Here is a 25,404-nt window from a genome sequence, read left to right as displayed (position 1 = left end):
TTGTGCGTGTGTTGAGGCGAGCCCGCTTCTGATGGTTCTCAGGAGATTGATATGACGGTTTACTTTATTGGTGCAGGTCCGGGTGATCCGGAGCTTTTGACACTGAAAGCGCAGCGTGTGATCGGGGAATGCCCGGTTTGTCTTTATGCAGGGTCTCTGGTTCCGCCAGAGGTTGTTGCATGTGCGCCGGAGGGTGCGCGTGTTTTGGACACGGCGGTTATGACGCTCGATGATACGCATGCTGAGATACTGGCGGCCCACCAGCGCGGCGAAGATGTTGCGCGTGTGCATTCGGGGGACCCGTCGCTTTATGGAGCGATCGCTGAACAAATAAGGCGATTGAAGGCGGATTGTATCGACTACGCAGTCATTCCAGGCGTGCCTGCCTATGCAGCGATGGCTGCGGAAATGAAGCAAGAACTGACAATCCCCGAGATTGCGCAATCTATCGTGCTGACCCGGATGTCCATGCAGTCTACCTCAATGCCAAAAGGGGAAACGCTGGAAAATTTCGCCAAGACCGGAGCGACACTGGCGATCCACCTTGCTGTAAGGAATATGCGGGAAATTGAACGTGTTCTGGTGCCTTACTATGGGGCTGAATGCCCTGTAGTTGTTGGCTATCGTGTCGGTTGGCCAGACCAGATGCTAATTCGTGGAACACTGAGCGACATACGCAAAAAAGTCCGCGCGGAAAAGATTACGCGCACGGCTTTGATCATGGTTGGGCCTGCTTTGGCAGCCGGGCAAGAATTCAAAGATTCAGCGCTTTATGATCCCGAAAAACCGCATGTTTTGCGGCCTGTCATTGGTGTGGGTTTGGTGGAGGATCACAACACTTAGTAAAAAATGCAATGGTCGCAAAAGGTTAACTTGACCTGATGTAATCTCATGCCGAAAATGTGATTCGGGGAGTGGGATGTTTGCTATGACTGATTTTTTACCAAAGGAAGTGCGCGAAGGGCTGGAAGCGGCCCGCAAGCGTGATTTGATGCGCAAAAGCCGTTTGCGTGTTCATACAGATGACGAGATTTTTCCGATACTGCGGTTTTGGGAAACAGGTTTTGCCCTGGATGCTGAAAATGCACCACATCTTCGGGGTTTGGTTGACGTTTTCGATGGCTCAAGGCACCTGTACCAATGTCTGATCGTCGCTTCTGAAGAAGAAGACGGTCAGATGATTTATGATTTCAAGCGCAGTACGCTCGCTCTGGACAAAGCGCCGCTGGATTTTGAGCGTGCAGAAAACGCGCCAATTGCGCTACTGGGTCAGTAGAAGCACAAGTTATTGATTTTATTGAAGGTCCCCGAAGGCCTTTTGCATTCTATCAACAGCTTCTTTGATTAGCGCGCGTGGCGTTCCAATATTGAACCTGAGATAGTTTTCGCCACCCTTGCCGAAGGTAGATCCATAATTCACCGCGATTTTTGCTGTTTTGTTTACGCGGGATTTGTACTCTTCGCGGGTCATTCCAGTACCAGAAAAATCAACCCATGACAGGTAGGTCGCTTCCATCGGCATTGATTTCAAGCCGGGGATTGCATTGATGCCTTTGTCAAAAAGTTTGCGGTTACCATCAAGGTACTCGACTAACGCGTCCGCCCAAACAGCCCCTTCTGCTGAATAGGCGGCGGTCGTCATGGCAACACCAAAATTGTTGGGAGAAATGCCCATTGCGGCCATTGTAGCAGCAAAGCGCGCGCGCAGTGTTTCATCCTGAATAATGACATTGCCCGTGTGCGTGCCGGCAATATTAAAAGTCTTAGACGGCGCGGTTAGCATGATCAGCCGATCGATGATATCCGGTGCAGCAAGAGGCATTGGAATGTGTTTTGCACCGTTAAACACCAGATCATGATGAATTTCATCGGAAACAAGCAAAAGGTCGTGCCGCTTGCAAAAATCTGCAAGATCACGCAATTCACGCTCAGTCCAGACCCGCCCGCCCGGATTGTGGGGCGAGCATAGAATGACCATTTTTTCGTTGCCCGTCATCTGAGCATCGTAAGTTGTAAAATCCATTTCATATTTATCGTTATTCAGCACCAATGGGCACTCTACGACTTTACGCCCAGCAGATTTAATAATGCGGGCAAAGGCGTGATAGACGGGTGTAAACAAAACGATGCCATCGCCGGGGTTTGTGAAGGTCTCAAGCGTAAGGCCGACACCATTGATAAGACCGTGCGTGGTGAAAACCCACTCTGGCTCAACGCGCCATCCGTGACGGTTCAGCATCCACCAACTAATAGCCGCTTTGTAAGGGCGGTAATCGCCGATATAGCCGTAGACACCGTGATCAAGCATATCACGAACGGCTTTCTGGATTGGGTCAGCCGATTTGAAATCCATATCGGCGACCCACATTGCCAAACCTTCATCCGCAGCGACGCCATAGATTTTTTCCATCATGTCCCATTTACCGGACAGGTGACCGCGCCGGTCGATGATTTCGTCAAAGCTCATGTGTGCCTCCTGTAGAATCGACGACAAGCTAGTCACTTAAGCGCCAAGCGCAAGAGGCGTTGCACGCAGGCCGATGTTATCCTAAATCACACTTATGACTGTTAGACCGATCCTGATTTATCCAGAGCCGCGCCTTAAGAAGGTGTCGCGTTCTGTCGACGTCGTGAACGACGAGCTTAAAAAGCTCGCGAGCGATATGCTTGATACCATGTATGATGCGCCGGGTGTTGGTCTTGCCGCGCCGCAGGTTGGCGTACTGAAACGTCTGATCGTGCTTGACTGTGTTAAAGAAGAAGGCGCTGCGCCCCAACCGATGGTGCTGTTCAATCCAAAGGTCGTCTGGGAATCTGAGGAAAAGAACGTCTATGAGGAAGGCTGCCTGTCTATCCCGGAACAATACGCCGAGGTCGAAAGGCCCGCAGAAGTGACTGTTCAGTGGACGGACATCGAGGGGGCTCAGCATGAAGCAACATTCGATAAACTGTGGGCCACATGCGTTCAACACGAGATTGACCATTTAGACGGTAAGCTGTTTATCGATTACCTTAAACCGCTGAAGCGCCAGATGATTACACGCAGAATGGTCAAGGTAAAACGTGAACGGGCGCGTGAATGAGCGTTCGTCCCTTTGTTCCCTGGCCTGACAAGCGGTTGAAAACGGCAGCCGCACGGGTTGAGAAAATTACCGACGACATACGTGCAATCTGGGCTGACATGGTTGACACGATGGAGGCGATGCCGGGTCTCGGACTTGCAGCGCCGCAGATTGGTATGATGAAGCGGTTGGCTGTTGTCGATTGCTCTAACGAACGCGGACAAGTCGTAAAAATGGCGAACCCGGTGATACTTCATAGCTCTGTTGCGCCTCGCGAGCATGAAGAAGGAAGTCCGAACCTGCCCGGCGTTTCGGCAAAAGTGGAACGGCCGCGCGCGGTGACAGTTCGGTTTCTGAATGAAGACGGCGTTGTTGAGCGCAGGGACTTTGTAGGTGTCTGGGCAACTTCCGTTCAGCATCAGATCGATCATCTGGAAGGCAAAATGTATTTTGACCGGCTTTCGCTAGTGAAACGCAACATGCTGTTGAAGAAGGCAGAGAAGCTAAGGAAACGCTCATGAAAGTGGTTTTCATGGGAACGCCTGAGTTTTCTGTGCCTGTATTAGAAGCATTGGTTTCAGCGGGACACGAGGTTGTTTGCGTTTATTCACAGCCACCGCGCCCGGCTGGCCGTGGTAAGAGGAAACGCCCGTCTCCGGTACAGGCCAAGGCCGAAGAACTTGGTCTTCAAGTTCGGTGTCCGGTTAGTTTGAAAGGGGCAGAAGAGCAGGCAGAGTTCGCAGCACTTGACGCAGATGTTGCTGTTGTTGTGGCTTATGGGCTGATCCTGCCGCAGGCAATACTAGACGCGCCTGTTCAGGGGTGCCTGAACATTCACGCGTCGCTGCTGCCGCGTTGGCGGGGTGCTGCCCCAATACATCGCGCAATCATGGCTGGAGATATAGAAACGGGTGTTTGCATCATGCAGATGGATGCAGGGCTGGACACGGGAGATGTGGTTTTGCGTGAGGCGACGCTAATTGGCAAAGAAGAGACCGCCGGGATGCTACTTGACCGCTTGTCTGAAATGGGCGCACGCCTGATATGTGACGCGTTGGAACGATTGGAAGAATTGCCTCGGGCACCACAACCGCCCAGCGGCGTGAGCTACGCAGAGAAGATTGAAAAAGCAGAGGCGCGGATTGATTGGACAGCGTCCTCGGAAGAAGTTGACCGTAAAATACGCGGCCTTTCACCGTTTCCGGGGGCATGGTGTGATGTTGCGGGGGAGCGGGTGAAGCTGCTTCAAAGCCGTTTGGTTGCTGGTATGGGTGCGCCGGGCGAAGTGCTGGGTGGATTGCGGATCGCTTGTGGTAAAGGCGCTGTCGAGGTGCTGAAAGCACAGAGGCAAGGCAAACGCGCAATGGAAGCAGAAGAGTTTCTTCGCGGTTTCGATTTGCCAGCCAGGCTTAGCTAACTATTCGTATTGAACACCTGCGGCGCATTTCTTTAAGTGCTTTGCGTGGAATGGGCTTCACATTTGTTCGAATTCACCCATATTCAGTGGCATGGGATTTATTGCATTGTTCATTGTTGGTGCCGCAGCCGGGTTTCTGGCTACACGGTTGATGAAAATTGAAGCAGATGTCATTACAACCGTTTCGGTTGGCGTTCTGGGGGCGTTAGTCGGTGGCGTGTTGCTGCGCACTTCACTCGCGGTTATGGGATGGGCCGCAGGGTTTGTTGGCGCGGTACTGGGTGCGATGGCTCTGATCTGGTTGTGGCAGCGGTACTGGCCAAAGTAACGAATTTTAACCGTCTTTCTTTTTTTTGGGCTTAAAGGGTTCCATCCCTGCGCGGGCCAATTCATCAGCACGTTCGTTTTCCGGATGCCCTGCATGGCCTTTGACCCATTCCCAAGTCACTTTATGACGCATTGTCGCTTCTTCCAGCCTTTGCCAAAGCTCAACATTTTTGACAGGCTTTTTGTTCGAGGTCCGCCAACCGTTTTTCTTCCAACCATGAATCCAGCTGGTCACGCCATTTCTTACGTATGCGCTATCCGTAACGATGGTCAGCGTTGAGGGGCGACCGAGAGCTTCGAGTGCATGAATCGCAGCCAATAGCTCCATTCTGTTATTAGTGGTGTCGGCTTCACCACCTTTGAGTTCGCGGGTTTTCAGAATTGTCTCACCCTCACGTGCGATCAACAACGCACCCCACCCACCGGGTCCTGGATTGCCAGAGCAGGCTCCGTCAGTGTAGGCAAAAAGATCAGGCATGGGCGGAGATCATGATCCAGGGCGCATCTTTACCGTCAAGCCCAACACCGCTACTGAGACTTCGGTCTTCGGTCTTAAAACCAGCTTTTTCAAGATGTGAAGTTAGCTCATCTTCACTGTAATAGGCGTAAAAACGGCCAATATCATCACGGTGCTCCCCAGTGCCAAGCTTCATGCCGATGTAAAAATGTCCATTTGGACGAAGGCTGCGATGTAGCGCCGACAGATAACGCGGAAAATCGGATTTCTTGGCGTGCAGCAGGCTGAAGCTGGCCCAGATACCATCGTAGATGTGTAACCCCTCGATCTCGTCGAAAGTGGCTTGTTTTACAGTAAGGTCGAATTGCTCTTTTGCGAGTTTAACCATGGCAGGCGAGGCATCCATTGCAATAACGGATAGTCCTGCGTCGCGCATTCTGGCAGCAGCAGCACCGGGGCCGCAGCCCAGATCAAGCACATTATCGCCCTTGTTCAATGCTGCGATGAACCGATTGAGTTGCATGTTTTCCGCGCCAGACGGGGTCATTGCGGCATAGTCTGCAGCGCGGCTGTCATAGACAGCGATTGTTTCACTATCTTTGCTCATGTTGCTTCGCGCATTATGCGAGGGACTTTGAATTCAACGTTTTCTTCAGCCGTTTTTATCAATTCCACAGTAACCTCATATCTTTCCCGGAAGGCATCAATCACCTCATCCACAAGTACTTCTGGTGCAGAGGCCCCTGCGGTTAGACCAATAGTGCGAATGCCGTCGAGCGCCCGCCAATCAATGTCACGGGCACGCTGAACCAGTTGCGAATAGGTGCAACCTGCGGCGGCGCCCACTTCGACAAGGCGTTTGGAATTGGACGAATTGGGAGCGCCTATCACCAGAATGGCGTCTGACTTGGGTGCCATTTCTTTTACTGCGTACTGCCGGTTTGTTGTGGCATAGCAAATGTCTTCTTTATGGGGACCAATGATGGTTGGGAAACGTGCCTTCAGTGCATCGACAATTCCGGCAGTATCATCAATTGAAAGCGTTGTTTGGGTGATGTAGGCCAATTGTTCGGGTTCGCGAACAACAAGTGACGCTACATCTTCCGCAGTTTCAACAAGCAGAACTTCACCTTCTGGCAATTGTCCCATTGTGCCAACGGTTTCCGGGTGCCCTTCATGACCTATCATCACCATTTGAAGACCATTCGCGAAATGCCGTTCAGCCTCGATATGCACTTTGCTGACCAGTGGGCAGGTGGCGTCCACAAAAATCATTTCGCGCTTTTCGGCTGCCCTTGGCACCGCTTTGGGTACACCGTGGGCGGAAAAGATGACAGGCCGATCAGTTGGACAATCGTCAAGCTCTTCGACAAAAACCGCACCTTTTGCACGCAGCCCGTCAACGACAAATTTGTTGTGCACAATTTCATGGCGCACGTAGACGGGTGCGCCCCATTTTTCGAGTGCAAGCTCTACGACTTTTATGGCACGCACAACTCCGGCACAAAACCCGCGCGGTGCGGCCAGATAAAGAGTGAGCGGTGGCTTGGGCATACTAAAACCTGTTCGTTCGTTTAGAGTGGTCTAACGTGACAAATGGGGTGAGGTCCACGGTGGAGTTCACCCGAGCACGAAATTTCCGGTTTTGCCGCTTGACCTTCCGCTTGCTGGAAGTTGTAGCGAGGTGTCGAAGCTGAATACCGACAGATTGCGAAACGCTCTATGAAACAAAAATACGCATTGGGATTCCTCGTGACTGCGATAGTGGCTGTAGGTGCAGCGACGTTTTGGCAACCTTTAAAAGCGCAAGATGGGCTTATTCCGTATTGGGAAACGACCGAAGTCGCACGAGGTGCCGAGATATATTCGGCGCAATGTGCTTCCTGTCATGGTGAAGAATTGGAAGGCGCTGGGGACTGGCGCAGACCGCTGGCGAATGGACGGCTGCCAGCCCCGCCCCACGACGAAACCGGTCATACGTGGCACCATCCTGATCCGATTCTGTTTCAGATAACAAAGTTCGGAACCGCCGCTATGGTCGGTGGTACATACAAAAGCGATATGCAGGGATACAGTGAGATTTTGTCCGACGAAGAAATTCTAGCGGTTCTGGCCTTCATCAAAAGCCGCTGGCCGGATCAGATAATCGAGCGACACAATCAAATCACAAAAAGTGCGTTGGATTAGGCGACCGGGGCGAAACTCGCCCTGGTCAAATTCACTTAGTCTTCGCTGGAAGCGAGATCATCATCGCCATAGGGCTCGCGGGGAGGGCGGCCAATCACGTCCTTCAGTTCCTGAAGTTCGATGAAATTATCGGCCTGGCGACGCAGTTCGTCCGAGATCATTGGTGGATTTGATCTGATTGTGGATACGATAGATACGCGCACACCTTTGCGTTGCAAGCTCTCAATCAATGGTCGGAAATCGCCGTCGCCGGAAAACAAGACCATGTGGTCTACGTAAGGCGCCAGTTCCATTGCATCGACGGCAAGTTCGATGTCCATATTGCCCTTAACTTTACGGCGCCCCATCGCGTCGGTGTATTCCTTGGCAGGTTTTGTAACCATGGAGAAACCGTTGTAATGCAGCCAGTCGACCAACGGACGAATAGGTGAATACTCGTCATTCTCTAGCAGAGCCGTATAGTAAAATGCGCGGAGTAGTTTGCCACGGCGCATAAATTCTTGCCGCAGAAGTTTATAGTCAATGTCGAACCCGAGAGACTTTGCAGCCGCGTAAAGATTCGAGCCATCAATGAACAGCGCGAGCCGTTCGTCCTTGTAAAACATAAAATTCCCTTCCAATCGTAAGGTATTCGTCTTGCGTTACGTGAGTGAGTGAGTGAGTGAGTGGGTAAGCGAGTGTATACTAAAAATAGACGAAACCTGTCGTAACCTAGGGAAATTCTGGAATGTCGCAACCCTTGGATCAACTTAATCACGAAACTTTGTCACATGTTGCGATAGGTGCGAATGATTTGGCAGATATTCGCCTGCTTTTAGAGCGGGTGAAGCGCGCTTTGGCAGAGCTTGAAATGAATGATGTCATAATTCGTAAGACCAGCAAATTTTATAAAACTCCTTGTTTTCCGGCGGGTGCCGGCCCTGACTATGTTAATGCAGCGGTAACTCTGTCGACAACTCTGCCCCCGACGCAACTTTTGGCACATCTGCACAAAATTGAAGCCGACTTTGGGCGCGAAAGAATCCAACGCTGGGGGGTGCGCTCACTTGATCTTGATTTATTGTCATATGGAGATCAGGTTCTGCCGGACGTGGCGACCTATGAATGCTGGCGCGCCTTAGAGGTGGAGCATCAAAAACTCAGGGCCCCAGACCAGCTTGTACTTCCGCATCCCAGAATGCAGGATCGGGCGTTTGTTTTACTTCCGTTGGCTGATATCGCACCTGACTGGAAACACCCGGTTTTAGGGCAAACAGTACGAGAGATGCTGGAAGAATTGCCCTCATCCGCAAAAATGGGTGTTGTTCCGCTGTAATCCTTGGGGAATCGGGGTTGTCAAGCGTGTGGGATAAGCATAAATAGTCGGTTTCTAACCATCCGATATGAATTGGAGTCGCCGATGGCCCGCGTTACGGTTGAAGACTGCGTAGATAAAGTTCCAAACCGGTTCGAGCTTGTAATGCTTGCTTCGCACCGCGCCCGCGAAATCGCGGCAGGTGCAGCATTGACTGTGCCGCGTGACAACGACAAAAATCCTGTTGTTTCCCTGCGGGAAATTGCTGACGAGACTCAGTCCGCGGAAGAACTGCGTGAGCGTCTTATTGAAAGCAACCAGACTCAGATCGAAGTTGATGAACCAGAAGAAGACGCAATGGCGCTTCTTATGGGTGCTGAGGCTGACAAGCCAGCCGATAACGATATGTCAGAAGAAAAATTGCTACGCGCTTTGATGGAAGCACAGGGGCAACAGTAAGGGCAGAAACAGCCCAGACTAAAGGTGCGGACCGGATGATCACTGTCGACGACCTGATCCAACTGGTCCGCAATTACAATCCGAAAACAAATCAGCAACTGATCCGCGATGCCTTTGCCTATGGCGAGGCAATGCATGAGGGTCAGTTTCGTCATTCGGGAGAACCGTACTTCACGCATCCCGTTGCTGTTGCTGCCATTTTAACGGAGCAGCAGCTTGATGACGCAACGATAATTACTGCGCTGCTGCACGATACCATTGAAGACACTAAATCCACCTACAGCGAAGTGGCGGAAAAGTTCGGCACGGAAATTGCTGAGCTCGTCGATGGCGTTACCAAACTGACCAACTTGCAGCTTTCGTCGTCGGAAACGAAACAGGCCGAGAATTTTCGCAAGCTGTTCATGGCTATGTCCAAAGACATGCGAGTCATCCTCGTGAAGCTTGCTGACCGGCTTCATAATATGCGCACCATTAAATCCATGCGTGTGGAAAAGCAGGCGCAAAAGGCCCGCGAAACCATGGATATTTTTGCACCACTTGCTGGCCGCATGGGTATGCAGTGGATGCGCGACGAACTGGAAGATCTTGCCTTTTCTGTCCTCAATCCGGATGGCCGTAAATCGATCATGCGCCGGTTCATAACGCTGCAGAAAGAAAGCGGCGATGTCATTCTGAAGATCACCAATGACATTCGTCACGAGTTGGAAAAGCAAACGATTAAAGCCGAAGTTTTTGGCCGTGCGAAAAAACCCTATTCGATCTGGCGCAAGATGCAGGAGAAAGACCAGGGGTTTTCACGGCTATCGGATATTTACGGTTTCCGCGTGATAACCGAGAACGAAGCAGATTGTTATCGTGTGCTAGGTGCGATTCATCAGCGTTGGCGGTCTGTTCCGGGAAGATTCAAAGACTATATCAGCCAACCTAAATCAAACGGATATCGTTCTATCCACACAACTGTTTCGGGTCGCGATGGTAAACGTGTCGAAGTGCAGATCCGCACCGGGCAGATGAATGATGTTGCGGAAGCCGGCGTTGCTGCGCATTGGTCCTATCGTGATGGGGTTCAATCTGAAAATCCGTTTGCCGTCGACCCCGCGAAATGGATCGCGGGTTTGACGGAGCGATTTGAATCGGCTGAAGACCACGACGAGTTTTTGGAACACGTCAAAATGGAGATGTACTCAGACCAGGTGTTCTGTTTCACACCGAAGGGCGAAGTTGTGAAACTTCCACGCGGCGCGACACCGCTTGATTTTGCCTATGCAATCCACACTCGAATTGGCGAAAGCTGCGTTGGCGCGAAGGTCGATGGAATCCGCGTTCCTTTGTGGACCAGGGTTAAGAACGGGCAATCGGTTGAGATTATGACAGCCGAAGGTCAACGCCCGCAGGCCACATGGATTGATATCGTTGCGACAGGTAAGGCAAAAGCGGCGATCCGCAAGTCTTTGCGCGAGGAAGACCGGGATCGTTTCATCAAGCTTGGCCGCGAGCTGGCCCGCGTGGCATTTGAGCATATCGGAAAGAAGTCCACAGACAAAGCGCTTGGGATTGTGGCAAAGCATCTTGGTTTGGTAGATGCCGCAGAGGTTCTCGCAAGGCTTGGCAGCGCCGAACTGACAGCGCGCGACGTGGTTGAAATTCTTTACCCTGAACTAGCCTCAACAAGCGGCGACGAGATTGATGCGAGCCGCGCAGTTGTTGGACTGTCCCAAGGTCAGTCTTTCACGCGGGCGGAATGCTGCCAACCGGTTCCTGGCGAGCGTATCGTCGGAATTGCATATCGTGGGCAAGGTGTTGTGGTGCACGCAATCGACTGCCCGGTTCTTTCGGATTTTGAAGAGCAACCGGGCCGATGGGTCGATCTGCACTGGCACAGTGGTCGCCACCCGGCTGTGCACTCTGTCACACTTAGTATCACGATCAGCAATGATGCGGGCATACTGGGACGAATTTGCACATTGATTGGTGAGCAGAAGGCCAATATCTCCGATTTACATTTTGCGGACCGCAAGCCGGACTTTTACAGGCTTTTGATTGATGTTGACTTGAGGGATGCGGAGCACCTGCATACTGTCATGACGGCTCTTGAGGCTGACAGTGATGTCGCTTCTCTGGAGCGATACCGAGACCCGAACCGTAAGCCCTGAAACACAGACCCACAAAAGGACATAACTGTTGGTCTTTAAGCGACGCGACAAACGGCCAATCTGGCAGATTGTGACCGACTTTTTCTATCCGCGAGGCGGATGGGCGCGTGCGTACAGATATGTCAAACACCGTATGCACCGTTTGCCTGACCCGCCTGACAGGATCGCGCGTGGCATTTTTGCGGGTGTTGCGGTTTGTTTTACGCCTTTCTTCGGGTTCCATTTCTTTTGGGCGGTTATTGTAGCCAAGCTTATGAGGGGAAATATCTTTGCCGCTTTGCTGGCAACATTTTTCGGCAATCCCGTCACCTTCCCAATTATTGGCGCGCTTAGTCTTAGCCTTGGCCATTTCATGTTGGGAACAACTTTTGAAGAATCAGCAAACGCAACGCTTGTCGCAAAATTTATCGCAGCGGGCGCTGATTTTAAGGACAATTTTTTTGCGTTGTTCACGGACAAAGGTGCTGATTGGTCAAACCTGAGCGAGTTCTATTCCGAAGTATACTTGCCTTACTTGGTCGGTGGCTTGGCGCCGGGGGTCATTGCCGGAACAATTGCTTACTACCTGTCTGTCCCGGTCATAACTGTATATAAGAACCGCCGAAAAGGCAGGTTGAAGAAAAAACTCGAAGAGTTGCGTAAAAAAGCATTGAAGAAGGCTGACGAAACTAGGTCGAAGCGGTAGCGTCTGTTCTGAAAGACAACAAAGGATATTACTGATGAGTGTCACGCCTTTAGGCAAGCTGCGGCTTGGGGTAAATATTGATCACGTGGCGACCGTGCGAAATGCACGCGGCGGGGACTACCCGGATCCGCTAAGGGCGGCCCGCATTGCAGAAGAAGCTGGGGCAGATGGTATTACCGCGCATCTGCGTGAAGATCGGCGTCATATTTCAGATGCAGATATCGAAGGGCTGATGGAAATTCTGTCAGTTCCACTTAACTTCGAAATGGCGGCAACGGATGAAATGCAGGCTATTGCATTGCGTCATAAACCTCATGCGGTCTGCATCGTTCCGGAAAAGCGCGAAGAGCGGACAACCGAAGGTGGCCTTGAAGTTGCACGCGAGGAAAACAGGCTGGCGCATTTCATCGCCCCATTGCGCGAGGCAGGCAGCCGCGTTTCTATCTTTATTGCAGCTGAGCCAGCGCAAATTGAAGCGGCTAATCGCATAGGTGCAGAGGTGATAGAACTTCACGCCGGGGCTTACTGTGACGCGCATGTTGAAGGTCGTTTTGACGAAAGGGACAAAGAGCTTGAGAAACTGCGCGACATGTCCAGTTTTGCCCACTCGCTTGGGCTAGAGGTGCATGTGGGACACGGGATTACATATGACACTGTAAAGCCTGTCGCGGCTTTTCCGGAGGTTATGGAGCTTAACATCGGGCATTTCCTGATTGGCGAAGCTATCTTTCGTGGTCTGACGCCAGCGGTGTTGGAAATGCGACGCCTGATGGATGAAGCACGGGCGCAAGATTGAGCAGAGCGGGAGCATTATGAAAGCTGTCTGGTACGAAAAATTTGGCGCGGCTAAAGGCGTTCTCACGATCGGTAGCTTACCTGACCCAACCCCAAATACTGGCGAAGTTTTGGTGCGCTTACACGCCTCTGGTGTAAACCCCTCTGACGTTAAACTTCGGGCTGGTGCGCGTCCCGGCGCCATTATGGAATTTCCCAAAGTTGTTCCTCATTCTGATGGTGCTGGCGTTATCGAAGCCGTCGGCGCGGGTGTTGACACCGACCGGATTGGTCAACGTGTCTGGATTTGGAACGGACAATGGAAGCGCGCCTATGGCACAGCCGCAGAACTTATCTCCATCCCGGCAGATCATGCTGTTTACCTACCTAAAACAACCAGCTTTGCTGAAGGCGCCTGCTTAGGCATACCCGCAATGACCGCCTGGTACTCGGTCTTCGCAGACGGATCGGTCGAGGGTAAAACTGTTCTCGTGACAGGCGGTGCAGGTACAGTTGGACGCTACGCCTGCCAGATGGCGAAGCTAGGAGGCGCGCGCGTCATCACCACCGTCTCCTCACTGGAAAAAGCCGCGCATTCTACAGCTGATGAATGGATCAACTACCGCGAAAATGATGTTGCCGAAGCCGTGATGAGCTTAACTGACGGAGTTGGCGTTGATCGTATCGTCGACGTGGATTTTGGCGCGAACCAGGCCACTTCACTTGCCATTCTGAAGCAAAGGGGTGTCATTGCAACCTATGCGTCCGCAAGTGTCATGCGGCCTGTTCTCGATTTTTACCCATTCATGTTCAAGAATTCTGTGCTGAGAATGCTGATAGTTTATCTTCTGGATCCCGAAGTGAGACGCAAAGGTGAAGCACAGATAACTAAGTGGCTGGAGAAAAGTGCCCTATTGCACGCACCCGTAGCTGCTGGCAGATTGGACGATGCAGTTGCAGCGCATCAATTGGTGGAAGCTGGTGACAAGCTTGGCACTGCCGTTCTGGAGTTTTGATACCATGATCCTTGGTATTGGTACCGATCTGGCAAATATCGAACGGATACAAGGTACGCTGGACCGTTTTGGTGACAGGTTCAAGAACCGCGTTTTCACAGAGATAGAGCAGCAAAAAGCAGAGCGGCGCAAAGACACAGCTGGCACCTACGCCAAGCGCTGGGCCGCAAAGGAAGCCTGTTCCAAAGCGCTTGGAACAGGGCTCGCGATGGGAATTGCCTGGCGCGACATGTCAGTTTCCAATCTGAAGTCGGGTCAGCCCGTGATGCATGTTACGGGCTGGGCGGCTGAACGACTGGCGGAAATGACACCGGCAGGACATCAAGCGACAATTCATGTAACACTCACTGACGATCATCCCTGGGCACAGGCATTTGTGGTCATAGAGGCGCTGCCAGTTTCGCCGAGCAATGCGTAAACTTGACTCCCCGCTGTCGGCACCTCATGTAGCGCAAGGACAAAAATCAACATACAGGACGCGAATACATGACCACTGAGGCAAAAAAAGGCGATGGCTTGCTTGAGACCATCAAAACAGTGGTCTACGCGCTGCTAATTGCGGGCTTGTTTCGCACATTGTTTTTTCAGCCATTCTGGATTCCATCAGGGTCTATGAAAGATACTTTGCTGATAGGTGATTTTCTGTTCGTGAACAAAATGGCCTATGGGTATTCTCAGTATTCCTGCCCTTTTTCCGCCTGCCCTTTTTCCGGTCGTATTTTTGGAGGTGACCCAGAGCGGGGTGATGTCGTGGTGTTTCACCACCCGGTCAATGGTCAGGATTTCATTAAACGGCTGATCGGTTTGCCAGGCGACAAAATTCAGGTCACGGATGGGGTGCTGAAACTGAATGGAACCCCGGTCCAACTGGAACCGGCAGGGCAATTTGAAGAGATATTCGAACCTCAGGGCCCAAACCGCGGTTTTCCCATTTGCCAGAACCAGCCAGTCCGTCGCGGTGAGGTGTGTGTGAAAGAACGTACCGCCGAAACTCTGCCTGGCGGATTAACGCATAACATTCTGAATGTTAGTGACTCTCGGACCGACAACACGCCCGTCTTTACGGTGCCGGAGGGTCATTTCTTCTTTATGGGAGACAACCGGGATAACTCTACTGATAGCCGGGTCTCACCGACGGTTGGCGGTGTTGGTTTTGTTCCGTTCGAAAACCTTATTGGCCGTGCTGACCGCGTCATGTTTTCATCTGCTGGTCGGTCCTTATTTTACTTTTGGACGTGGCGCAGTGACCGTTTTTTCAAGGCGATAGAGTGAAGCTTTCGACGGAATTAAAGGCCTTTGAAGGCCGGATTGGCTACCAGTTTTCCGAGCCAGAGTTGTTGGTTCGCGCGGTGACGCATTCTTCGATGTCTTCGGAGACGAGGGATGACAACCAGCGCTTGGAATTTCTTGGCGACCGGGTGCTTGGACTCGTAATGGCAGAGGCGCTGCTTTTTGCTGACAGATCTGCTAGTGAAGGTCAGCTTGCACCGCGTTTTAACGCACTCGTGCGCAAAGAAGCACTGGCCGATGTTGCACGTCAGGTTGACCTTGGCACCGTGCTTAAACTTGGTCGCTCAGAAATGTTGTCAGGTGGGCGACGCAAAGAGGCATTGCTTGCCGATGCGATGGAAGCGGTGATTGCGGCGATATATCTTGATGGCGGCTTTGAGCCAGCCCGCAACACGGTTCTTCAGATTTGGGGAAAGCGTGTCAGCACTGTAAAAGCAGATGCACGTGATGCCAAAACGGCATTGCAGGAATGGGCGCAGGCCCGGAAACAGACGCCGCCAACCTATGATGAATTACGCCGCGAAGGCCCCGACCACGCACCGGTTTTCACGATCAAGGTTCAACTGGCAAGCGGCGAGTCAGAAACAGCGACCGCCGGATCGAAAAGACAGGCCGAACAAATGGCGGCACAGGCGCTTTTAGCGCGATTGGAAGGCAAATCATGACCAAAACGCGTGCGGGCTTTGTCGCCCTTATCGGCGAACCCAATGCGGGTAAATCGACGCTGCTTAACCGGATGGTTGGGGCAAAAGTTTCGATAGTGACGCATAAAGTGCAAACCACGCGTGCGCGTATTCGTGGGGTGGCGATTGAAGGAGACTCTCAGATCGTGTTCGTGGATACACCGGGCATGTTCCCTCCACGCCGCCGGCTAGACCGTGCAATGGTTGCGGCAGCCTGGGGCGGTGCTGCGGATGCGGATATCGTGGTGCTGCTTATCGAGGCTAATCGCGGTATGACCGAGGGTGTCCAAGCGATTCTAGAAAAGCTGAGAGAACGGCAGAACGACAGACAGAGAGTAGCGCTTGCTATCAACAAGATTGATCGGGTGAAATCTGAGGCCTTGTTGGCACTGACTGAAAAGATGAATGACGCCTATCCGTTTGAAGACACCTTTATGATCTCTGCTGAAAAGGGTCATGGAGTCGATGATTTGCGGGACTGGCTTGCCGAGCGTTTGCCAGAAGGTCCATGGCTTTACCCAGAAGATCAGATTGCTGATTTACCAATGCGCATGATCGCGGCGGAAATGACACGCGAGAAACTGACACTGCGCCTTCATCAGGAACTGCCTTACCAACTGACCGTTGAAACCGAAAACTGGGAAGAACGCGAAGATGGCTCTGCCCGGATTGACCAGTTGATCTACGTGGCACGTGACGGACATAAAGGCATTGTACTTGGTAACAAGGGCGAAACGATCAAAGCGGTTGGTAAAGCTGCACGTGAAGAACTGGAAGAGTTTCTGGGGCGTAGGGTGCATCTGTTCCTTCAAGTGAAAGTACGCCCAAATTGGCTTGAAGAATCCGAACGTTACTCGGAAATGGGCCTCGATTTCAAAGACGGGAATTCATGACGCGCCTGACCGCAGAGTTTTGGGTGCACGCCTATCTGCGCAGGCTTGCATTGACGGATATACCGGCATTTGTAACATCCAAGGGTGATGTGACGGCCGGGGCGGTGCTGATCAAACTGAACACGCTGGACGGTTGTGCGGTTGTCTATCAACGCTCATTTGACTTGATGACAGGTGAACGCGCATGGATGGTTCTTTCCCAAGGCGTTGAGCAAGAGGTTGACCTCGCGATAACCAAGCAACGTTCCTTTGACCCTGATCTCTGGGTCGTGGAAGTCGAAGACCGCCAGGGGCGTCACCTCTTGGATGAACCGGGGCTCAAGGCTTGAGGCACGCCTGAAACGGCTTGCATAGGTGTGAGACAAAGGTACTCTCCCTAATATGGATTGGCGCGACGAGGGGGTATTGCTTAGTGTCCGACGACACGGGGAAACCTCTGCAATCATTGAAGTATTTACGGCAGAACATGGCCGGCATGCAGGCGTGGTGCGAGGTGGCACCAGCCGCAAAATCGCGCCTGTTCTGCAACCTGGAGCACAGCTTGATGTGACGTGGCGTGCCCGTTTGGAAGATCATCTGGGCAGCTATACGGTTGAACCTTTGCGAAGCCGTGCAGGTGTTATGGCGGACCGCCTTGCGCTGGCAGGTCTGAATGCAATCTGTGCGCTTCTCGGTTTTGTACTGCCGGAACGCGAGGCACATATAGGACTCTACCAAAGGTCGGTAACCCTGTTGGATTTGCTCGAGCGGACGGATGCCTGGCCGCTAGCCTACCTGCGTTGGGAAACAAACCTTCTTGAAGAATTGGGGTTTGGTCTCGACTTAACCCGGTGCGCCGTGACAGGAACGCGTGAAGATCTGGCATATGTTTCGCCAAAAACCGGGCGTGCAGTCAGCCGTGACGGTGCGGGCGAATGGGCCAGCAAGCTGTTGCCATTGCCTATGTGTTTGCTGGGCCAGGGGCCAGTGACAGATGCGGATATAACCCAAGGGCTTCGCACGACGGGTTTTTTCCTTGGAAACTGGGTTGCGCCCTCGCTTGGGAACAAGCCACTGCCAGCTGCACGACAGCGCCTTGTTGATCTTCTGGCGCGTCAGGGTTGAGCCAGCCTAAAAACCATTTCGCGTCCTGCGTCATTTGACATAATCAGCGTTTCGCCAGAAACCTCGACCAATGTCATTTCCTCAAGCGCTTTTAGAAATTCGGCTTCTGCAGGTAAATCGGAACAGGCCATTTTGGTGGCGCCAATCTCGGAAAGGGCGATCCACGGGTAAGGTGCCTGCTGATTTCCGAAGTACCGATTGCAGGGTGCTTGCCCTTCTACCCGCCCTGGTTCGGGAAAGGATATTGTGGCACTTGAGGAAAAGGGTGCGCCATCAAGTTCGGAAAGTACCCACGTGGATTCGGAGCTAACGTAGCCAGAAATGGATTCATCCTCTTGGCAAGCGTCAAATAGCAACAGAGGGATCATCAGGATAAAAGCACGCATAAGGTGTCTGCCTGTTTATGTCAGAAACATTTTCACAGTAAACCTAAGCGCAAATTGTGCATAGACCAATTCGTCTGAAAACTGGGTGCGGCATTCGTGCGGAAGGCCGTGCTGCTAAGTTTACCCGAGCAGGCGCCGCGCAATCACCTGCGCCTGAATTTCTGCCGCCCCTTCGAAGATGTTGAGGATGCGCGCGTCACACAAAATACGGCTGATCTGGTACTCCAGCGCGAAACCGTTTCCACCGTGAATTTGCAATGCATTGTCCGCCGCCGCCCACGCAACACGTGCGCCGAGTAGCTTGGCCATCCCGGCTTCAAGGTCACAACGTTTGTCATGGTCTTTCTGCCAGGCGGAATGATAGGTCAATTGCCGCGCAACCATGATTTCAACAGCCATCATCGCAAGCTTGCCAGCAACACGTGGGAAGTTGATCAGTGATTTGCCAAATTGGTTGCGGTCGATCGCGTATTGCATCCCGACTTCAAGCGCGTTTTGTGCAACGCCTATGGCACGCGCTGCTGTCTGAATACGAGCGGATTCGAATGTTTGCATAAGCTGTTTGAAGCCTTGGCCTTCAACACCCCCAAGCAGGTTTTCTGCCTTTACCTTGAAGCCGTCGAACCCAAGCTCATACTCTTTCATGCCACGGTAGCCGAGCACGTCAATCTCACCGCCGGTCATGCCGGGGGTTGGAAATGGCTCTGCATCGGTTCCCGGCGTTTTTTCTGCAAGGAACATCGACAGACCTTTGTAGTCTGTCGTGTTTGAGTCTGTGCGGGCAAGCAAGGTCATCACATGGGTCCGTGCTGCATGGGTGATCCATGTCTTGTTGCCGGTTACGGTGTATTCGTCACCTTCCCGAACGGCGCGTGTGCGCAGGCTGCCAAGATCGGAACCTGTGTTCGGTTCAGTGAAGACGGCAGTTGGCAGAATTTCGGCACTGGCAATTTTTGGCAGCCAGTGTGATTTCTGCTCGTCTGTTCCACCACAAAGGATCAGTTCAGCTGCAATTTCGCTCCGGGTGCCGAGCGAACCAACGCCAATGTAGCCACGGGAAAGTTCTTCCGAGACGACAACCATAGACGCTTTGGAAAGACCGAAACCACCAAGGTTTTCCGGAATCGTCAGGCCAAAGACGCCCATTTCAGCCAGTTCCTCAATGATCTCCATCGGGATCAGCTCGTCGTTCAGATGCCAGTCATGTGCATTTGGGCTGACGCGTTCATCGGCAAAGCGGCGAAACTGTTCGCGTATCATTTCAAGTTCGTCATCCAGGCCAGAGGCGCCGAAGGTCGCGTGACCATGATTGTCTTGCATCAGCGTAACAAGCCGGCTGCGCGCCGCTGCCGAATTGCCCGATTGAGCGAGAGTGGCGATAGCAGGCGCCTGTAAAATTCCACCTGTCAGGCCGATATCCTGCAGGCGCGCAATTTCGCCCTGACTCATCGGAATGCCGCCCTTAAGCTGCGAAAGGTATTCGCCAAAAGCGATTTGCAGGATCAACTGCTCCATCTCGCCGAACTTACCATCTGTGTTTAGCCGTTCTGCCCAGGCTTGCATCTGTGTCAGTGATTCGACGTATGTTGCGATCCATGACAATGCATGTGCAGCATGCTGGTGCTCTTCGATCAATTTGCCGGAGATACGGCCATCTTCGCTAACAAGGTTGCGCAAAGCCGTCTTGGAGGTCTCAAACAGTTCATTTGCTGGGGAAATAGCCTGTTTTGTCAGTTTCAGGAGGTCGGAGAGAACCGGTCCATTTGTCTCTGGGTCGCTCATATCCTGTCCATCATGGGGCATATCCGGGCTCCTTTATCGCGGTAAGCCGGGAATAATCTTTTTGCACCTGCAGCGCAACTTAAATGCGTGATTGCCATGTATTTTGAATAAAAATGACTTTCCAAAAACGGTGCGGCGCCGCGTGAACCATTGTATAGCATAGAAAAGGCGGGAGTATTTCTTGGGTCAGCTATTTGCGGAGCTCAGTTGGTTGACGATCGGAATGGCAGCCGGCGTAACCTTTGCAGCTGCCTTTGTAAAAGGGGCTGTCGGCTTTGGGATGCCGACGATAATGATTTCCGGCATTGGATCGTTTCTTTCGGTTGAAGCAGCTCTTGCGATTTTGATTGTCCCGACGGTTTTAACCAATGCTGCGCAAGCGCTGCGCGAGGGATGGCGCGCGGCTTGGGAGTCGATCATTCTGTATCGAAAGTTCTTGCTGGTCGGGTTTGTCTTTCTCGTGCTGAGCGCACAGCTTGTTTTGTTTTTGTCATCTCAGGTTTTGTTTCTGCTGATCGGAATTCCAATCAGTCTTTTTGCGTTTTCCCAACTTATCGGTTGGCGGCTACATTTGCGGCCAGATCAGCGGGATAGGGCAGAACCCATTGTAGGCGCGGTTGCTGGCTTTGTCGGAGGCTTGTCAGGTGTTTGGGGGCCACCCACAGTTGCCTATCTGACAGCGATAGACGCGCCGAAGCGCGAACAGGTGCGTGTGCAGGGGGTGATTTACGGACTTGGGGCAATAGCATTAATGTTGGCGCATATACGTACGGGGATTGTTTCGGTTGAAACGGTTCCACTATCCACGACGATGCTGATTCCGGCGTTCATAGGTTTGTGGTTTGGTTTTCAGGTTCAGGATCGGCTTGATCAGGAGAAATTTCGACGTGCTACTTTGTTTGTGCTTGTTATTGCTGGGCTAAACCTGATCCGGCGCGGAATTATGAGCTAGCTGCGAAGCGTATTCGAAGCACCAGGGGAAACGAAAACGGCCGCCCGGTAACGGGCGGCCGTTTCTGATACGTTTAGTTTGGGAAATCTACCCGATAGCGACGGCTTTCACGTCATCATCGATGTAATCTTCGTACTGGGAAAAGTTTTCAGCAAACATATTGACCAGTTTCTTGGCCTGCCGGTCATAAGATTCCGGGTTGTCCCATGTGCGACGCGGGTCAAGCAGAATGTCAGCAACACCAGGCATAGAAACAGGAACCTCAAAACCAAAGTTTGAATCTTTGCGGAACTTGGCTTCTGCGAGTGTGCCGTCAAGAGCCGCCGTCAGCAGCGCACGCGTTGCTTTGATTGGCATCCGGCTGCCTGTGCCATATGCACCACCTGTCCAGCCAGTATTAACCAGCCAGCACGTCGCGCCATGCTTCGCGATTTTCTCACGCAGCAAATTGCCATAAACCTCCGGCCGGCGCGGCATGAATGGCGCACCAAAGCAGGTTGAGAATGTCGGCTCAGGCTCCGTAACACCACGTTCGGTCCCAGCAACCTTGGACGTAAAGCCTGAAAGGAAATGATACATCGCCTGTGCAGGTGTAAGACGCGCGATCGGAGGCAGAACACCAAAAGCATCACAAGTCAGCATGATGATATTTTTTGGATGTCCACCGAGCGAGCTTTTCGAAGCGTTCGAAATGTAGTTCAGAGGGTATGCACAGCGCATATTCGCGGTCAGGCTATCGTCTGAAAAATCAAGTTCTTTGGTTTCTTCGTCATAGATCATATTTTCGATGACCGTGGCGAATTTTTGCGTCGTTGCGTAGATTTCAGGCTCGGCTTCAGCCGACAGGTTGATCGTCTTGGCATAGCAACCGCCCTCAAAATTGAAGGTGCCACGGTTTGACCAGCCATGTTCGTCATCGCCGATCAATACACGCGAAGGATCTGCCGAAAGGGTCGTTTTGCCCGTGCCTGAAAGCCCAAAGAAAATAGCGGTATCAACAGGATTGCCCGGTGCATGGTTTGCCGAGCAATGCATCGCCATAATGCCTTTGCCCGGTAAGATGTAGTTTAACAGGCTGAAAACTGATTTTTTATTCTCGCCTGCGTATTCGGTTCCGCCGATCAGAATAAGCTTTTTGTCGAAGTTCAGCGCAACCACGGTTTCCGAACGACAACCATGACGTTTTGGATCAGCTTTGAAGCTAGGGCAATTGATGATGGTGAACTCTGGCACAAAAGTATCGAGTTCTTCACGGTCCGGACGGCGCAGCAAGTGACGAATAAACAAACCATGCCAGGCCAACTCGGTTACCATCCGCACGTCTAAACGATGCGCAGGATCAGCGCCGCCATAAAGGTCTTGGACGAAGTAATCGCCACCCTTCATATGGGCGAGAATGTCTTTTTGAAGCACATCAAAGGCATCGGGTGCCATTGGTGCATTGTTTTCCCACCAGATTGTGTCTTCGACACTTTCAGTGCGAACCACAAATTTGTCTTTGGGTGAGCGCCCGGTATGCTTGCCAGTGGTCACAAGAAATGTGCCACCGTTGCCAAGCGTGCCTTCACCGCGCTTCAGCGCTGCCTCGACTAGGGCAGGCTCCATTAGGTTGTAGTAGACATTGCCCAGACCTTTGATACCCTGATCATCCAGTCGGTGTGCGGGGTTTACCCGTCCTGTCATCTAAACACTCCCGTGGCCGCCTCACAGACGGCGCATCACTGCTGTTCAAATCCGGCGCAAAGGGCCACTTTTGCACCGATCAGACGCTCTTAGTCTGATAAGCGTCTCTTAACATGACGTTTCTTGGAATGAACAGGACGCATTCGAACAGTTAGCGCAACCAACAGAAGATTAGCGCAACCATACATCGGTTAGCGCAACCATCATAGTGCCTAGTGAGACATATTAGCCATTGGTTACCTTTTTTCAGGTGAAATAGGTGGGGTCAAAACAAGTGATTCGCAGTTAGTTGTTGATTCTAAAGGCCAGAAGCAGGAGAATATGTCAAAAAATAGACAAACAGAGCAGTATAAGGATACCACCCATGTCGAAAATCGCGCTGGTGGATGATGATAGAAACATCCTGACCTCCGTCTCAATGACACTTGAGGCTGAAGGTTTCGAAGTAGAAACATATAACGATGGGCAAACTGCGTTAGACGCATTTAATAAGCGTCTGCCGGATATGGCCGTGTTAGATATAAAAATGCCGCGTATGGACGGCATGGATTTGCTTCAGAGATTGCGGCAAAAGTCAGCTATGCCCGTAATCTTTCTAACCTCCAAAGACGATGAGATTGATGAAGTTCTTGGCCTCAGAATGGGCGCAGACGATTATGTGAAAAAGCCGTTTTCACAGCGTTTGCTGGTAGAGCGTATTCGCGCCTTATTGCGTCGACAAGAAGCAATCGCCAATGATGAAGTTGCTGTTGAAGAAGATCAGAAGATTATTCAGCGCGGCGATCTAACAATGGATCCATTGCGCCATTCGGTCAGTTGGAAGGGTGGTGAGGTTTCGCTCACTGTGACGGAGTTTTTACTTCTTCAATCCCTTGCGCAGCGCCCCGGTTTCGTCAAAAGCCGTGATCAGTTGATGGATGTTGCCTATGACGATCAGGTTTATGTTGATGACCGGACTATCGACAGCCACATCAAACGACTGCGTAAAAAGATGCGAACCGTTGATGATGAGTTTTCAGCAATCGAAACCCTTTATGGCATTGGCTATAGATACAACGAAGAATGACACTGGCCTCTAAGATAGATTTATCCAACCCAAAATCCGGACAGAAAGGCGATGTCGTTCTGGGCGAGGACTGGGTTGGCATGGACAGTTCGGTTGATAGCGAGATGCGCGCCAGCAGGGAGCGGCGCGGTTTCCTTTCTCTGAACCGGTCTCCTTTGGCGCGCAAAATCATCACGTTCAATTTGCTGGCCCTCATTTTACTGGTCGCCGGCGTAATGTTTTTGAACCCGTTTCGTGACAGTTTGGTACTGCAGCGGGAAAACGGCTTAGTTGCTGAAGCAGAACTGATTGCAGATGTATTTGAGGCGCAATTGTCAGAAGATGCGCCCGTTGATCTGGTCTCGGATGATTTGCTGGATCCGGCAGAAACGCTTCGCGGGATAGATCTGGCGTCTGGTGTCGAAATTTTTGTGTTTAATCCTTCCGGGGTTCTTGTGGCGACAACAGTGGGTGAGCCGCGAAATGAAACACCTGCATTGGACAATTTGCAAGTGGACGATAGCAGTACGTTAATCACCGATTTTCTTGATATGACGTGGCGTGGTGTGTCATCGGTATTGACGCCTGCAGATACAGCTCGACCAGAACCCAACATTGAAGGACAGGCGCGTGCACTTGTTGCGGATACCGTGAGTATTGGTGCTCAGATCAAGACGGGCCGTCAAAAAGACGGCGGCACTATTTTTTCTGTGGCAACACCAATTGTGCAGGGAACCAACGTTGTCGGTGTGGTCTCAATTACAAGCGCAGCAGGTGAGATCGACGAATTGGTCAAGCGTGAACGCGAACAAGTCTTGCAGATGTTTGTAATCGCAATATTCGTTTCAATAGGCCTTAGCCTTGTGCTGGCGTCCACTATAGCGAACCCGCTGTCCGACTTGGCTGCCGCTGCGGAACTCGGACGTGACAAAGACGCGCGTAAGATGAGTCCTGGTCGGGTCCGTATTCCTGATCTGACGGCCCGACCAGACGAGATTGGCCGCCTGTCCGGGGCGCTGCGCGGCATGGTGGCTGCACTCTATGATCGTATCGACGCGAACGAGCAATTCGCAGCAGACGTCGCACATGAAATCAAAAACCCTTTGGCCAGTCTTCGCTCGGCGGTTGGTACGTTAAGGGTCGCGAAGAAAGAGGACCATCGCGTAAAACTGCTGGATGTTATTGAGCATGATGTGCGTCGGCTTGACCGGCTTGTAAGTGACATTTCAAACGCGTCCAGATTGGACAGTGAGCTAGTGAAAGAAGAAGAAGAATCTTTCAACTTGCTAAAAATGCTGAAGAACCTGACCGAGTATCTGGGGCAGGAGGCGTCGTCCAAGGGGATCGAATTCATTTCGGATCTGCCTTCGGGGCCAATTGTCATACAAGGGTTAGAGGCCCGATTGGCACAGGTTTTTGTGAACCTGATCACGAATGCGATGTCTTTTTGCGAAGAAGGCGACGCAATTAGGGTTTGGGCGCGCCGTCGTGAGAACCGTGTCCTGGTTGTTGTTGAAGACACTGGCCCTGGCATCCCGGATCAGGCGTTGCACAAGATTTTCAACAGATTCTATTCCGAGCGTCCCCCAGGGCAGTTCGGCAACAATTCCGGTCTCGGACTTGCGATTTCAAAACAAATCGTTGATGCGCATGGTGGCGTAATTTGGGCCGAAAATATTCGTCCCACAGATGCTGATATCACCTCGGAGCCGCTGGGTGCGCGGTTCGTGGTGGGCCTTTCAATTTAGTTGG

The 25,404-nt window shown here is 52.0% G+C and carries 30 protein-coding genes; 22 read left to right on the top strand and 8 right to left on the bottom strand.

The window, feature by feature from the left end:
• Positions 1-51: 51 nt before the first annotated feature.
• Both cobM and MWU63_RS09800 read left to right on the top strand, forming a co-directional pair.
• The gene (gene cobM, locus MWU63_RS09805; RefSeq protein WP_213887146.1) at positions 52-843 is read left to right on the top strand and encodes a precorrin-4 C(11)-methyltransferase; all 792 of its coding nucleotides are present in this window, start codon (positions 52-54) and stop codon (positions 841-843) included.
• Between the two features lie 85 nt (positions 844-928).
• The gene (locus MWU63_RS09800) at positions 929-1,276 is read left to right on the top strand and encodes a hypothetical protein (RefSeq protein WP_213887147.1); all 348 of its coding nucleotides are present in this window, start codon (positions 929-931) and stop codon (positions 1,274-1,276) included.
• 18 nt (positions 1,277-1,294) lie between these two features.
• On the opposite strand, the gene MWU63_RS09795 is transcribed toward MWU63_RS09800, so the two are convergent.
• Positions 1,295-2,467 (bottom strand): MalY/PatB family protein, encoded by a 1,173-nt coding sequence (locus MWU63_RS09795; RefSeq protein WP_213887148.1) that lies wholly within the window; start codon positions 2,465-2,467, stop codon positions 1,295-1,297.
• A gap of 94 nt (positions 2,468-2,561) precedes the next feature.
• On the opposite strand from MWU63_RS09795, the gene def (MWU63_RS09790) reads away from it, so the two are divergent.
• The 4 genes from def (MWU63_RS09790) to MWU63_RS09775 all read left to right on the top strand — a co-directional run bounded on the left by def (MWU63_RS09790) (position 2,562) and on the right by MWU63_RS09775 (position 4,807).
• The gene (gene def, locus MWU63_RS09790; RefSeq protein ID WP_213887149.1) at positions 2,562-3,083 is read left to right on the top strand and encodes a peptide deformylase; all 522 of its coding nucleotides are present in this window, start codon (positions 2,562-2,564) and stop codon (positions 3,081-3,083) included.
• Entirely contained in the window at positions 3,080-3,583 is a 504-nt protein-coding gene (gene def, locus MWU63_RS09785) for a peptide deformylase (RefSeq protein ID WP_213887150.1), read from the top strand. Before def (MWU63_RS09790) ends, def (MWU63_RS09785) begins: the two co-directional genes overlap by 4 nt.
• Positions 3,580-4,479, top strand: a complete 900-nt coding sequence (gene fmt / locus MWU63_RS09780) for a methionyl-tRNA formyltransferase (protein ID WP_213887151.1) — start codon at positions 3,580-3,582, stop codon at positions 4,477-4,479. The genes def (MWU63_RS09785) and fmt overlap by 4 nt, the downstream gene beginning before the upstream one ends.
• Positions 4,480-4,570: 91 nt before the next feature.
• Positions 4,571-4,807 carry a GlsB/YeaQ/YmgE family stress response membrane protein gene (locus tag MWU63_RS09775; protein ID WP_213887152.1) on the top strand — a complete coding sequence of 79 codons (237 nt, stop codon included), beginning with the start codon at positions 4,571-4,573 and terminating at the stop codon, positions 4,805-4,807.
• A gap of 6 nt (positions 4,808-4,813) precedes the next feature.
• Here the strand turns inward: MWU63_RS09775 and rnhA are convergent, their stop codons facing one another.
• Genes rnhA through ispH form a run of 3 tightly spaced genes read right to left on the bottom strand, consistent with a single transcriptional unit; the run spans position 4,814 to position 6,817 of the window.
• A complete protein-coding gene (gene rnhA, locus MWU63_RS09770) occupies positions 4,814-5,284 on the bottom strand; it encodes a ribonuclease HI (protein WP_213887153.1) in 471 nt (156 codons plus the stop codon).
• A complete protein-coding gene (locus tag MWU63_RS09765; protein ID WP_213887154.1) occupies positions 5,277-5,870 on the bottom strand; it encodes a methyltransferase domain-containing protein in 594 nt (197 codons plus the stop codon). Before MWU63_RS09765 ends, rnhA begins: the two co-directional genes overlap by 8 nt.
• Positions 5,867-6,817: a 4-hydroxy-3-methylbut-2-enyl diphosphate reductase gene (gene ispH, locus MWU63_RS09760; protein ID WP_213887155.1), complete on the bottom strand. Its 951-nt coding sequence runs from the start codon at positions 6,815-6,817 to the stop codon at positions 5,867-5,869. Before ispH ends, MWU63_RS09765 begins: the two co-directional genes overlap by 4 nt.
• 168 nt (positions 6,818-6,985) lie before the next feature.
• On the opposite strand from ispH, the gene MWU63_RS09755 reads away from it, so the two are divergent.
• The gene (locus tag MWU63_RS09755; protein WP_213887156.1) at positions 6,986-7,450 is read left to right on the top strand and encodes a cytochrome c; all 465 of its coding nucleotides are present in this window, start codon (positions 6,986-6,988) and stop codon (positions 7,448-7,450) included.
• 35 nt (positions 7,451-7,485) lie between these two features.
• Here the strand turns inward: MWU63_RS09755 and MWU63_RS09750 are convergent, their stop codons facing one another.
• Entirely contained in the window at positions 7,486-8,055 is a 570-nt protein-coding gene (locus MWU63_RS09750; RefSeq protein ID WP_213887157.1) for an NYN domain-containing protein, read from the bottom strand.
• A gap of 122 nt (positions 8,056-8,177) precedes the next feature.
• Here MWU63_RS09750 and folK point away from each other — a divergent pair, with 122 nt between their 5' ends.
• The 12 genes from folK (at position 8,178) to recO (ending at position 17,804) form a co-directional block, all read left to right on the top strand.
• Positions 8,178-8,765, top strand: a complete 588-nt coding sequence (gene folK / locus MWU63_RS09745; protein ID WP_213887158.1) for a 2-amino-4-hydroxy-6-hydroxymethyldihydropteridine diphosphokinase — start codon at positions 8,178-8,180, stop codon at positions 8,763-8,765.
• A gap of 84 nt (positions 8,766-8,849) precedes the next feature.
• Positions 8,850-9,203 carry a DNA-directed RNA polymerase subunit omega gene (gene rpoZ / locus MWU63_RS09740; protein WP_213887159.1) on the top strand — a complete coding sequence of 118 codons (354 nt, stop codon included), beginning with the start codon at positions 8,850-8,852 and terminating at the stop codon, positions 9,201-9,203.
• Positions 9,204-9,238: 35 nt separating this feature from the next.
• Positions 9,239-11,359 (top strand): bifunctional (p)ppGpp synthetase/guanosine-3',5'-bis(diphosphate) 3'-pyrophosphohydrolase, encoded by a 2,121-nt coding sequence (locus MWU63_RS09735; protein ID WP_213887160.1) that lies wholly within the window; start codon positions 9,239-9,241, stop codon positions 11,357-11,359.
• A gap of 28 nt (positions 11,360-11,387) precedes the next feature.
• Positions 11,388-12,044, top strand: coding sequence for a DUF2062 domain-containing protein (locus MWU63_RS09730; RefSeq protein ID WP_213887161.1), 657 nt, complete (start codon positions 11,388-11,390; stop codon positions 12,042-12,044).
• Between the two features lie 34 nt (positions 12,045-12,078).
• Complete coding sequence (locus tag MWU63_RS09725) at positions 12,079-12,840, top strand: pyridoxine 5'-phosphate synthase (protein WP_213887162.1); 762 nt, start codon at positions 12,079-12,081, stop codon at positions 12,838-12,840.
• 16 nt (positions 12,841-12,856) lie between these two features.
• Positions 12,857-13,834 carry an NADPH:quinone reductase gene (locus MWU63_RS09720; RefSeq protein ID WP_247077729.1) on the top strand — a complete coding sequence of 326 codons (978 nt, stop codon included), beginning with the start codon at positions 12,857-12,859 and terminating at the stop codon, positions 13,832-13,834.
• 4 nt (positions 13,835-13,838) lie between these two features.
• Entirely contained in the window at positions 13,839-14,252 is a 414-nt protein-coding gene (gene acpS, locus MWU63_RS09715; RefSeq protein WP_213887743.1) for a holo-ACP synthase, read from the top strand.
• A 68-nt stretch (positions 14,253-14,320) separates the two neighbouring features.
• Positions 14,321-15,106: a signal peptidase I gene (gene lepB, locus MWU63_RS09710; protein ID WP_213887164.1), complete on the top strand. Its 786-nt coding sequence runs from the start codon at positions 14,321-14,323 to the stop codon at positions 15,104-15,106.
• Entirely contained in the window at positions 15,103-15,789 is a 687-nt protein-coding gene (gene rnc, locus MWU63_RS09705) for a ribonuclease III (RefSeq protein WP_213887165.1), read from the top strand. Before lepB ends, rnc begins: the two co-directional genes overlap by 4 nt.
• Positions 15,786-16,700: a GTPase Era gene (gene era / locus MWU63_RS09700; protein WP_213887166.1), complete on the top strand. Its 915-nt coding sequence runs from the start codon at positions 15,786-15,788 to the stop codon at positions 16,698-16,700. Before rnc ends, era begins: the two co-directional genes overlap by 4 nt.
• Positions 16,697-17,029 carry a DUF1491 family protein gene (locus tag MWU63_RS09695; protein WP_213887167.1) on the top strand — a complete coding sequence of 111 codons (333 nt, stop codon included), beginning with the start codon at positions 16,697-16,699 and terminating at the stop codon, positions 17,027-17,029. The genes era and MWU63_RS09695 overlap by 4 nt, the downstream gene beginning before the upstream one ends.
• A 52-nt stretch (positions 17,030-17,081) precedes the next feature.
• Entirely contained in the window at positions 17,082-17,804 is a 723-nt protein-coding gene (gene recO / locus MWU63_RS09690; protein WP_213887168.1) for a DNA repair protein RecO, read from the top strand.
• Here recO and MWU63_RS09685 read toward each other — a convergent pair.
• Together MWU63_RS09685 and MWU63_RS09680 are read right to left on the bottom strand one after the other, a co-directional pair.
• Complete coding sequence (locus MWU63_RS09685; protein WP_213887169.1) at positions 17,795-18,190, bottom strand: META domain-containing protein; 396 nt, start codon at positions 18,188-18,190, stop codon at positions 17,795-17,797. The genes recO and MWU63_RS09685 overlap by 10 nt on opposite strands.
• 120 nt (positions 18,191-18,310) lie before the next feature.
• A complete protein-coding gene (locus MWU63_RS09680) occupies positions 18,311-19,993 on the bottom strand; it encodes an acyl-CoA dehydrogenase family protein (RefSeq protein WP_213887170.1) in 1,683 nt (560 codons plus the stop codon).
• Between the two features lie 160 nt (positions 19,994-20,153).
• Here MWU63_RS09680 and MWU63_RS09675 point away from each other — a divergent pair, with 160 nt between their 5' ends.
• On the top strand, positions 20,154-20,924 hold the full coding sequence (locus MWU63_RS09675) for a sulfite exporter TauE/SafE family protein (protein ID WP_246531553.1): 771 nt from the start codon (positions 20,154-20,156) through the stop codon (positions 20,922-20,924).
• Positions 20,925-21,011: 87 nt separating this feature from the next.
• Here MWU63_RS09675 and MWU63_RS09670 read toward each other — a convergent pair whose 3' ends face one another.
• The gene (locus MWU63_RS09670; RefSeq protein ID WP_213887171.1) at positions 21,012-22,607 is read right to left on the bottom strand and encodes a phosphoenolpyruvate carboxykinase; all 1,596 of its coding nucleotides are present in this window, start codon (positions 22,605-22,607) and stop codon (positions 21,012-21,014) included.
• A gap of 364 nt (positions 22,608-22,971) precedes the next feature.
• On the opposite strand from MWU63_RS09670, the gene MWU63_RS09665 reads away from it, so the two are divergent.
• Both MWU63_RS09665 and MWU63_RS09660 read left to right on the top strand, forming a co-directional pair.
• Entirely contained in the window at positions 22,972-23,673 is a 702-nt protein-coding gene (locus tag MWU63_RS09665; protein WP_213887172.1) for a response regulator transcription factor, read from the top strand.
• Entirely contained in the window at positions 23,670-25,400 is a 1,731-nt protein-coding gene (locus tag MWU63_RS09660) for a sensor histidine kinase (protein ID WP_213887173.1), read from the top strand. The genes MWU63_RS09665 and MWU63_RS09660 overlap by 4 nt, the downstream gene beginning before the upstream one ends.
• The last annotated feature ends 4 nt before the right edge of the window (positions 25,401-25,404 follow it).

The sequence above is a fragment of the Pseudohalocynthiibacter sp. F2068 genome, assembly GCF_023015645.1.
GTDB classification, from domain to species: Bacteria; Pseudomonadota; Alphaproteobacteria; order Rhodobacterales; family Rhodobacteraceae; genus Pseudohalocynthiibacter; species Pseudohalocynthiibacter aestuariivivens.
This window is presented reverse-complemented; position numbering and strand designations above follow the sequence as displayed.

Excerpts from the sequence above, each read along its gene's own strand:
- cobM (WP_213887146.1), top strand. The coding sequence starts at position 52 with ATGACGGTTTACTTTATTGGTGCAGGTCCGGGTGATCCGGAGCTTTTG.
- MWU63_RS09800 (WP_213887147.1), top strand. The coding sequence starts at position 929 with ATGACTGATTTTTTACCAAAGGAAGTGCGCGAAGGGCTGGAAGCGGCC.
- MWU63_RS09795 (WP_213887148.1), bottom strand. The coding sequence starts at position 2,467 with ATGAGCTTTGACGAAATCATCGACCGGCGCGGTCACCTGTCCGGTAAA.
- def (WP_213887149.1), top strand. The coding sequence starts at position 2,562 with ATGACTGTTAGACCGATCCTGATTTATCCAGAGCCGCGCCTTAAGAAG.
- def (WP_213887150.1), top strand. The coding sequence starts at position 3,080 with ATGAGCGTTCGTCCCTTTGTTCCCTGGCCTGACAAGCGGTTGAAAACG.
- fmt (WP_213887151.1), top strand. The coding sequence starts at position 3,580 with ATGAAAGTGGTTTTCATGGGAACGCCTGAGTTTTCTGTGCCTGTATTA.
- MWU63_RS09775 (WP_213887152.1), top strand. The coding sequence starts at position 4,571 with ATGGGATTTATTGCATTGTTCATTGTTGGTGCCGCAGCCGGGTTTCTG.
- rnhA (WP_213887153.1), bottom strand. The coding sequence starts at position 5,284 with ATGCCTGATCTTTTTGCCTACACTGACGGAGCCTGCTCTGGCAATCCA.
- MWU63_RS09765 (WP_213887154.1), bottom strand. The coding sequence starts at position 5,870 with ATGAGCAAAGATAGTGAAACAATCGCTGTCTATGACAGCCGCGCTGCA.
- ispH (WP_213887155.1), bottom strand. The coding sequence starts at position 6,817 with ATGCCCAAGCCACCGCTCACTCTTTATCTGGCCGCACCGCGCGGGTTT.
- MWU63_RS09755 (WP_213887156.1), top strand. The coding sequence starts at position 6,986 with ATGAAACAAAAATACGCATTGGGATTCCTCGTGACTGCGATAGTGGCT.
- MWU63_RS09750 (WP_213887157.1), bottom strand. The coding sequence starts at position 8,055 with ATGTTTTACAAGGACGAACGGCTCGCGCTGTTCATTGATGGCTCGAAT.
- folK (WP_213887158.1), top strand. The coding sequence starts at position 8,178 with ATGTCGCAACCCTTGGATCAACTTAATCACGAAACTTTGTCACATGTT.
- rpoZ (WP_213887159.1), top strand. The coding sequence starts at position 8,850 with ATGGCCCGCGTTACGGTTGAAGACTGCGTAGATAAAGTTCCAAACCGG.
- MWU63_RS09735 (WP_213887160.1), top strand. The coding sequence starts at position 9,239 with ATGATCACTGTCGACGACCTGATCCAACTGGTCCGCAATTACAATCCG.
- MWU63_RS09725 (WP_213887162.1), top strand. The coding sequence starts at position 12,079 with ATGAGTGTCACGCCTTTAGGCAAGCTGCGGCTTGGGGTAAATATTGAT.
- MWU63_RS09720 (WP_247077729.1), top strand. The coding sequence starts at position 12,857 with ATGAAAGCTGTCTGGTACGAAAAATTTGGCGCGGCTAAAGGCGTTCTC.
- acpS (WP_213887743.1), top strand. The coding sequence starts at position 13,839 with ATGATCCTTGGTATTGGTACCGATCTGGCAAATATCGAACGGATACAA.
- lepB (WP_213887164.1), top strand. The coding sequence starts at position 14,321 with ATGACCACTGAGGCAAAAAAAGGCGATGGCTTGCTTGAGACCATCAAA.
- era (WP_213887166.1), top strand. The coding sequence starts at position 15,786 with ATGACCAAAACGCGTGCGGGCTTTGTCGCCCTTATCGGCGAACCCAAT.
- MWU63_RS09695 (WP_213887167.1), top strand. The coding sequence starts at position 16,697 with ATGACGCGCCTGACCGCAGAGTTTTGGGTGCACGCCTATCTGCGCAGG.
- recO (WP_213887168.1), top strand. The coding sequence starts at position 17,082 with ATGGATTGGCGCGACGAGGGGGTATTGCTTAGTGTCCGACGACACGGG.
- MWU63_RS09685 (WP_213887169.1), bottom strand. The coding sequence starts at position 18,190 with ATGCGTGCTTTTATCCTGATGATCCCTCTGTTGCTATTTGACGCTTGC.
- MWU63_RS09680 (WP_213887170.1), bottom strand. The coding sequence starts at position 19,993 with ATGCCCCATGATGGACAGGATATGAGCGACCCAGAGACAAATGGACCG.
- MWU63_RS09670 (WP_213887171.1), bottom strand. The coding sequence starts at position 22,607 with ATGACAGGACGGGTAAACCCCGCACACCGACTGGATGATCAGGGTATC.
- MWU63_RS09665 (WP_213887172.1), top strand. The coding sequence starts at position 22,972 with ATGTCGAAAATCGCGCTGGTGGATGATGATAGAAACATCCTGACCTCC.
- MWU63_RS09660 (WP_213887173.1), top strand. The coding sequence starts at position 23,670 with ATGACACTGGCCTCTAAGATAGATTTATCCAACCCAAAATCCGGACAG.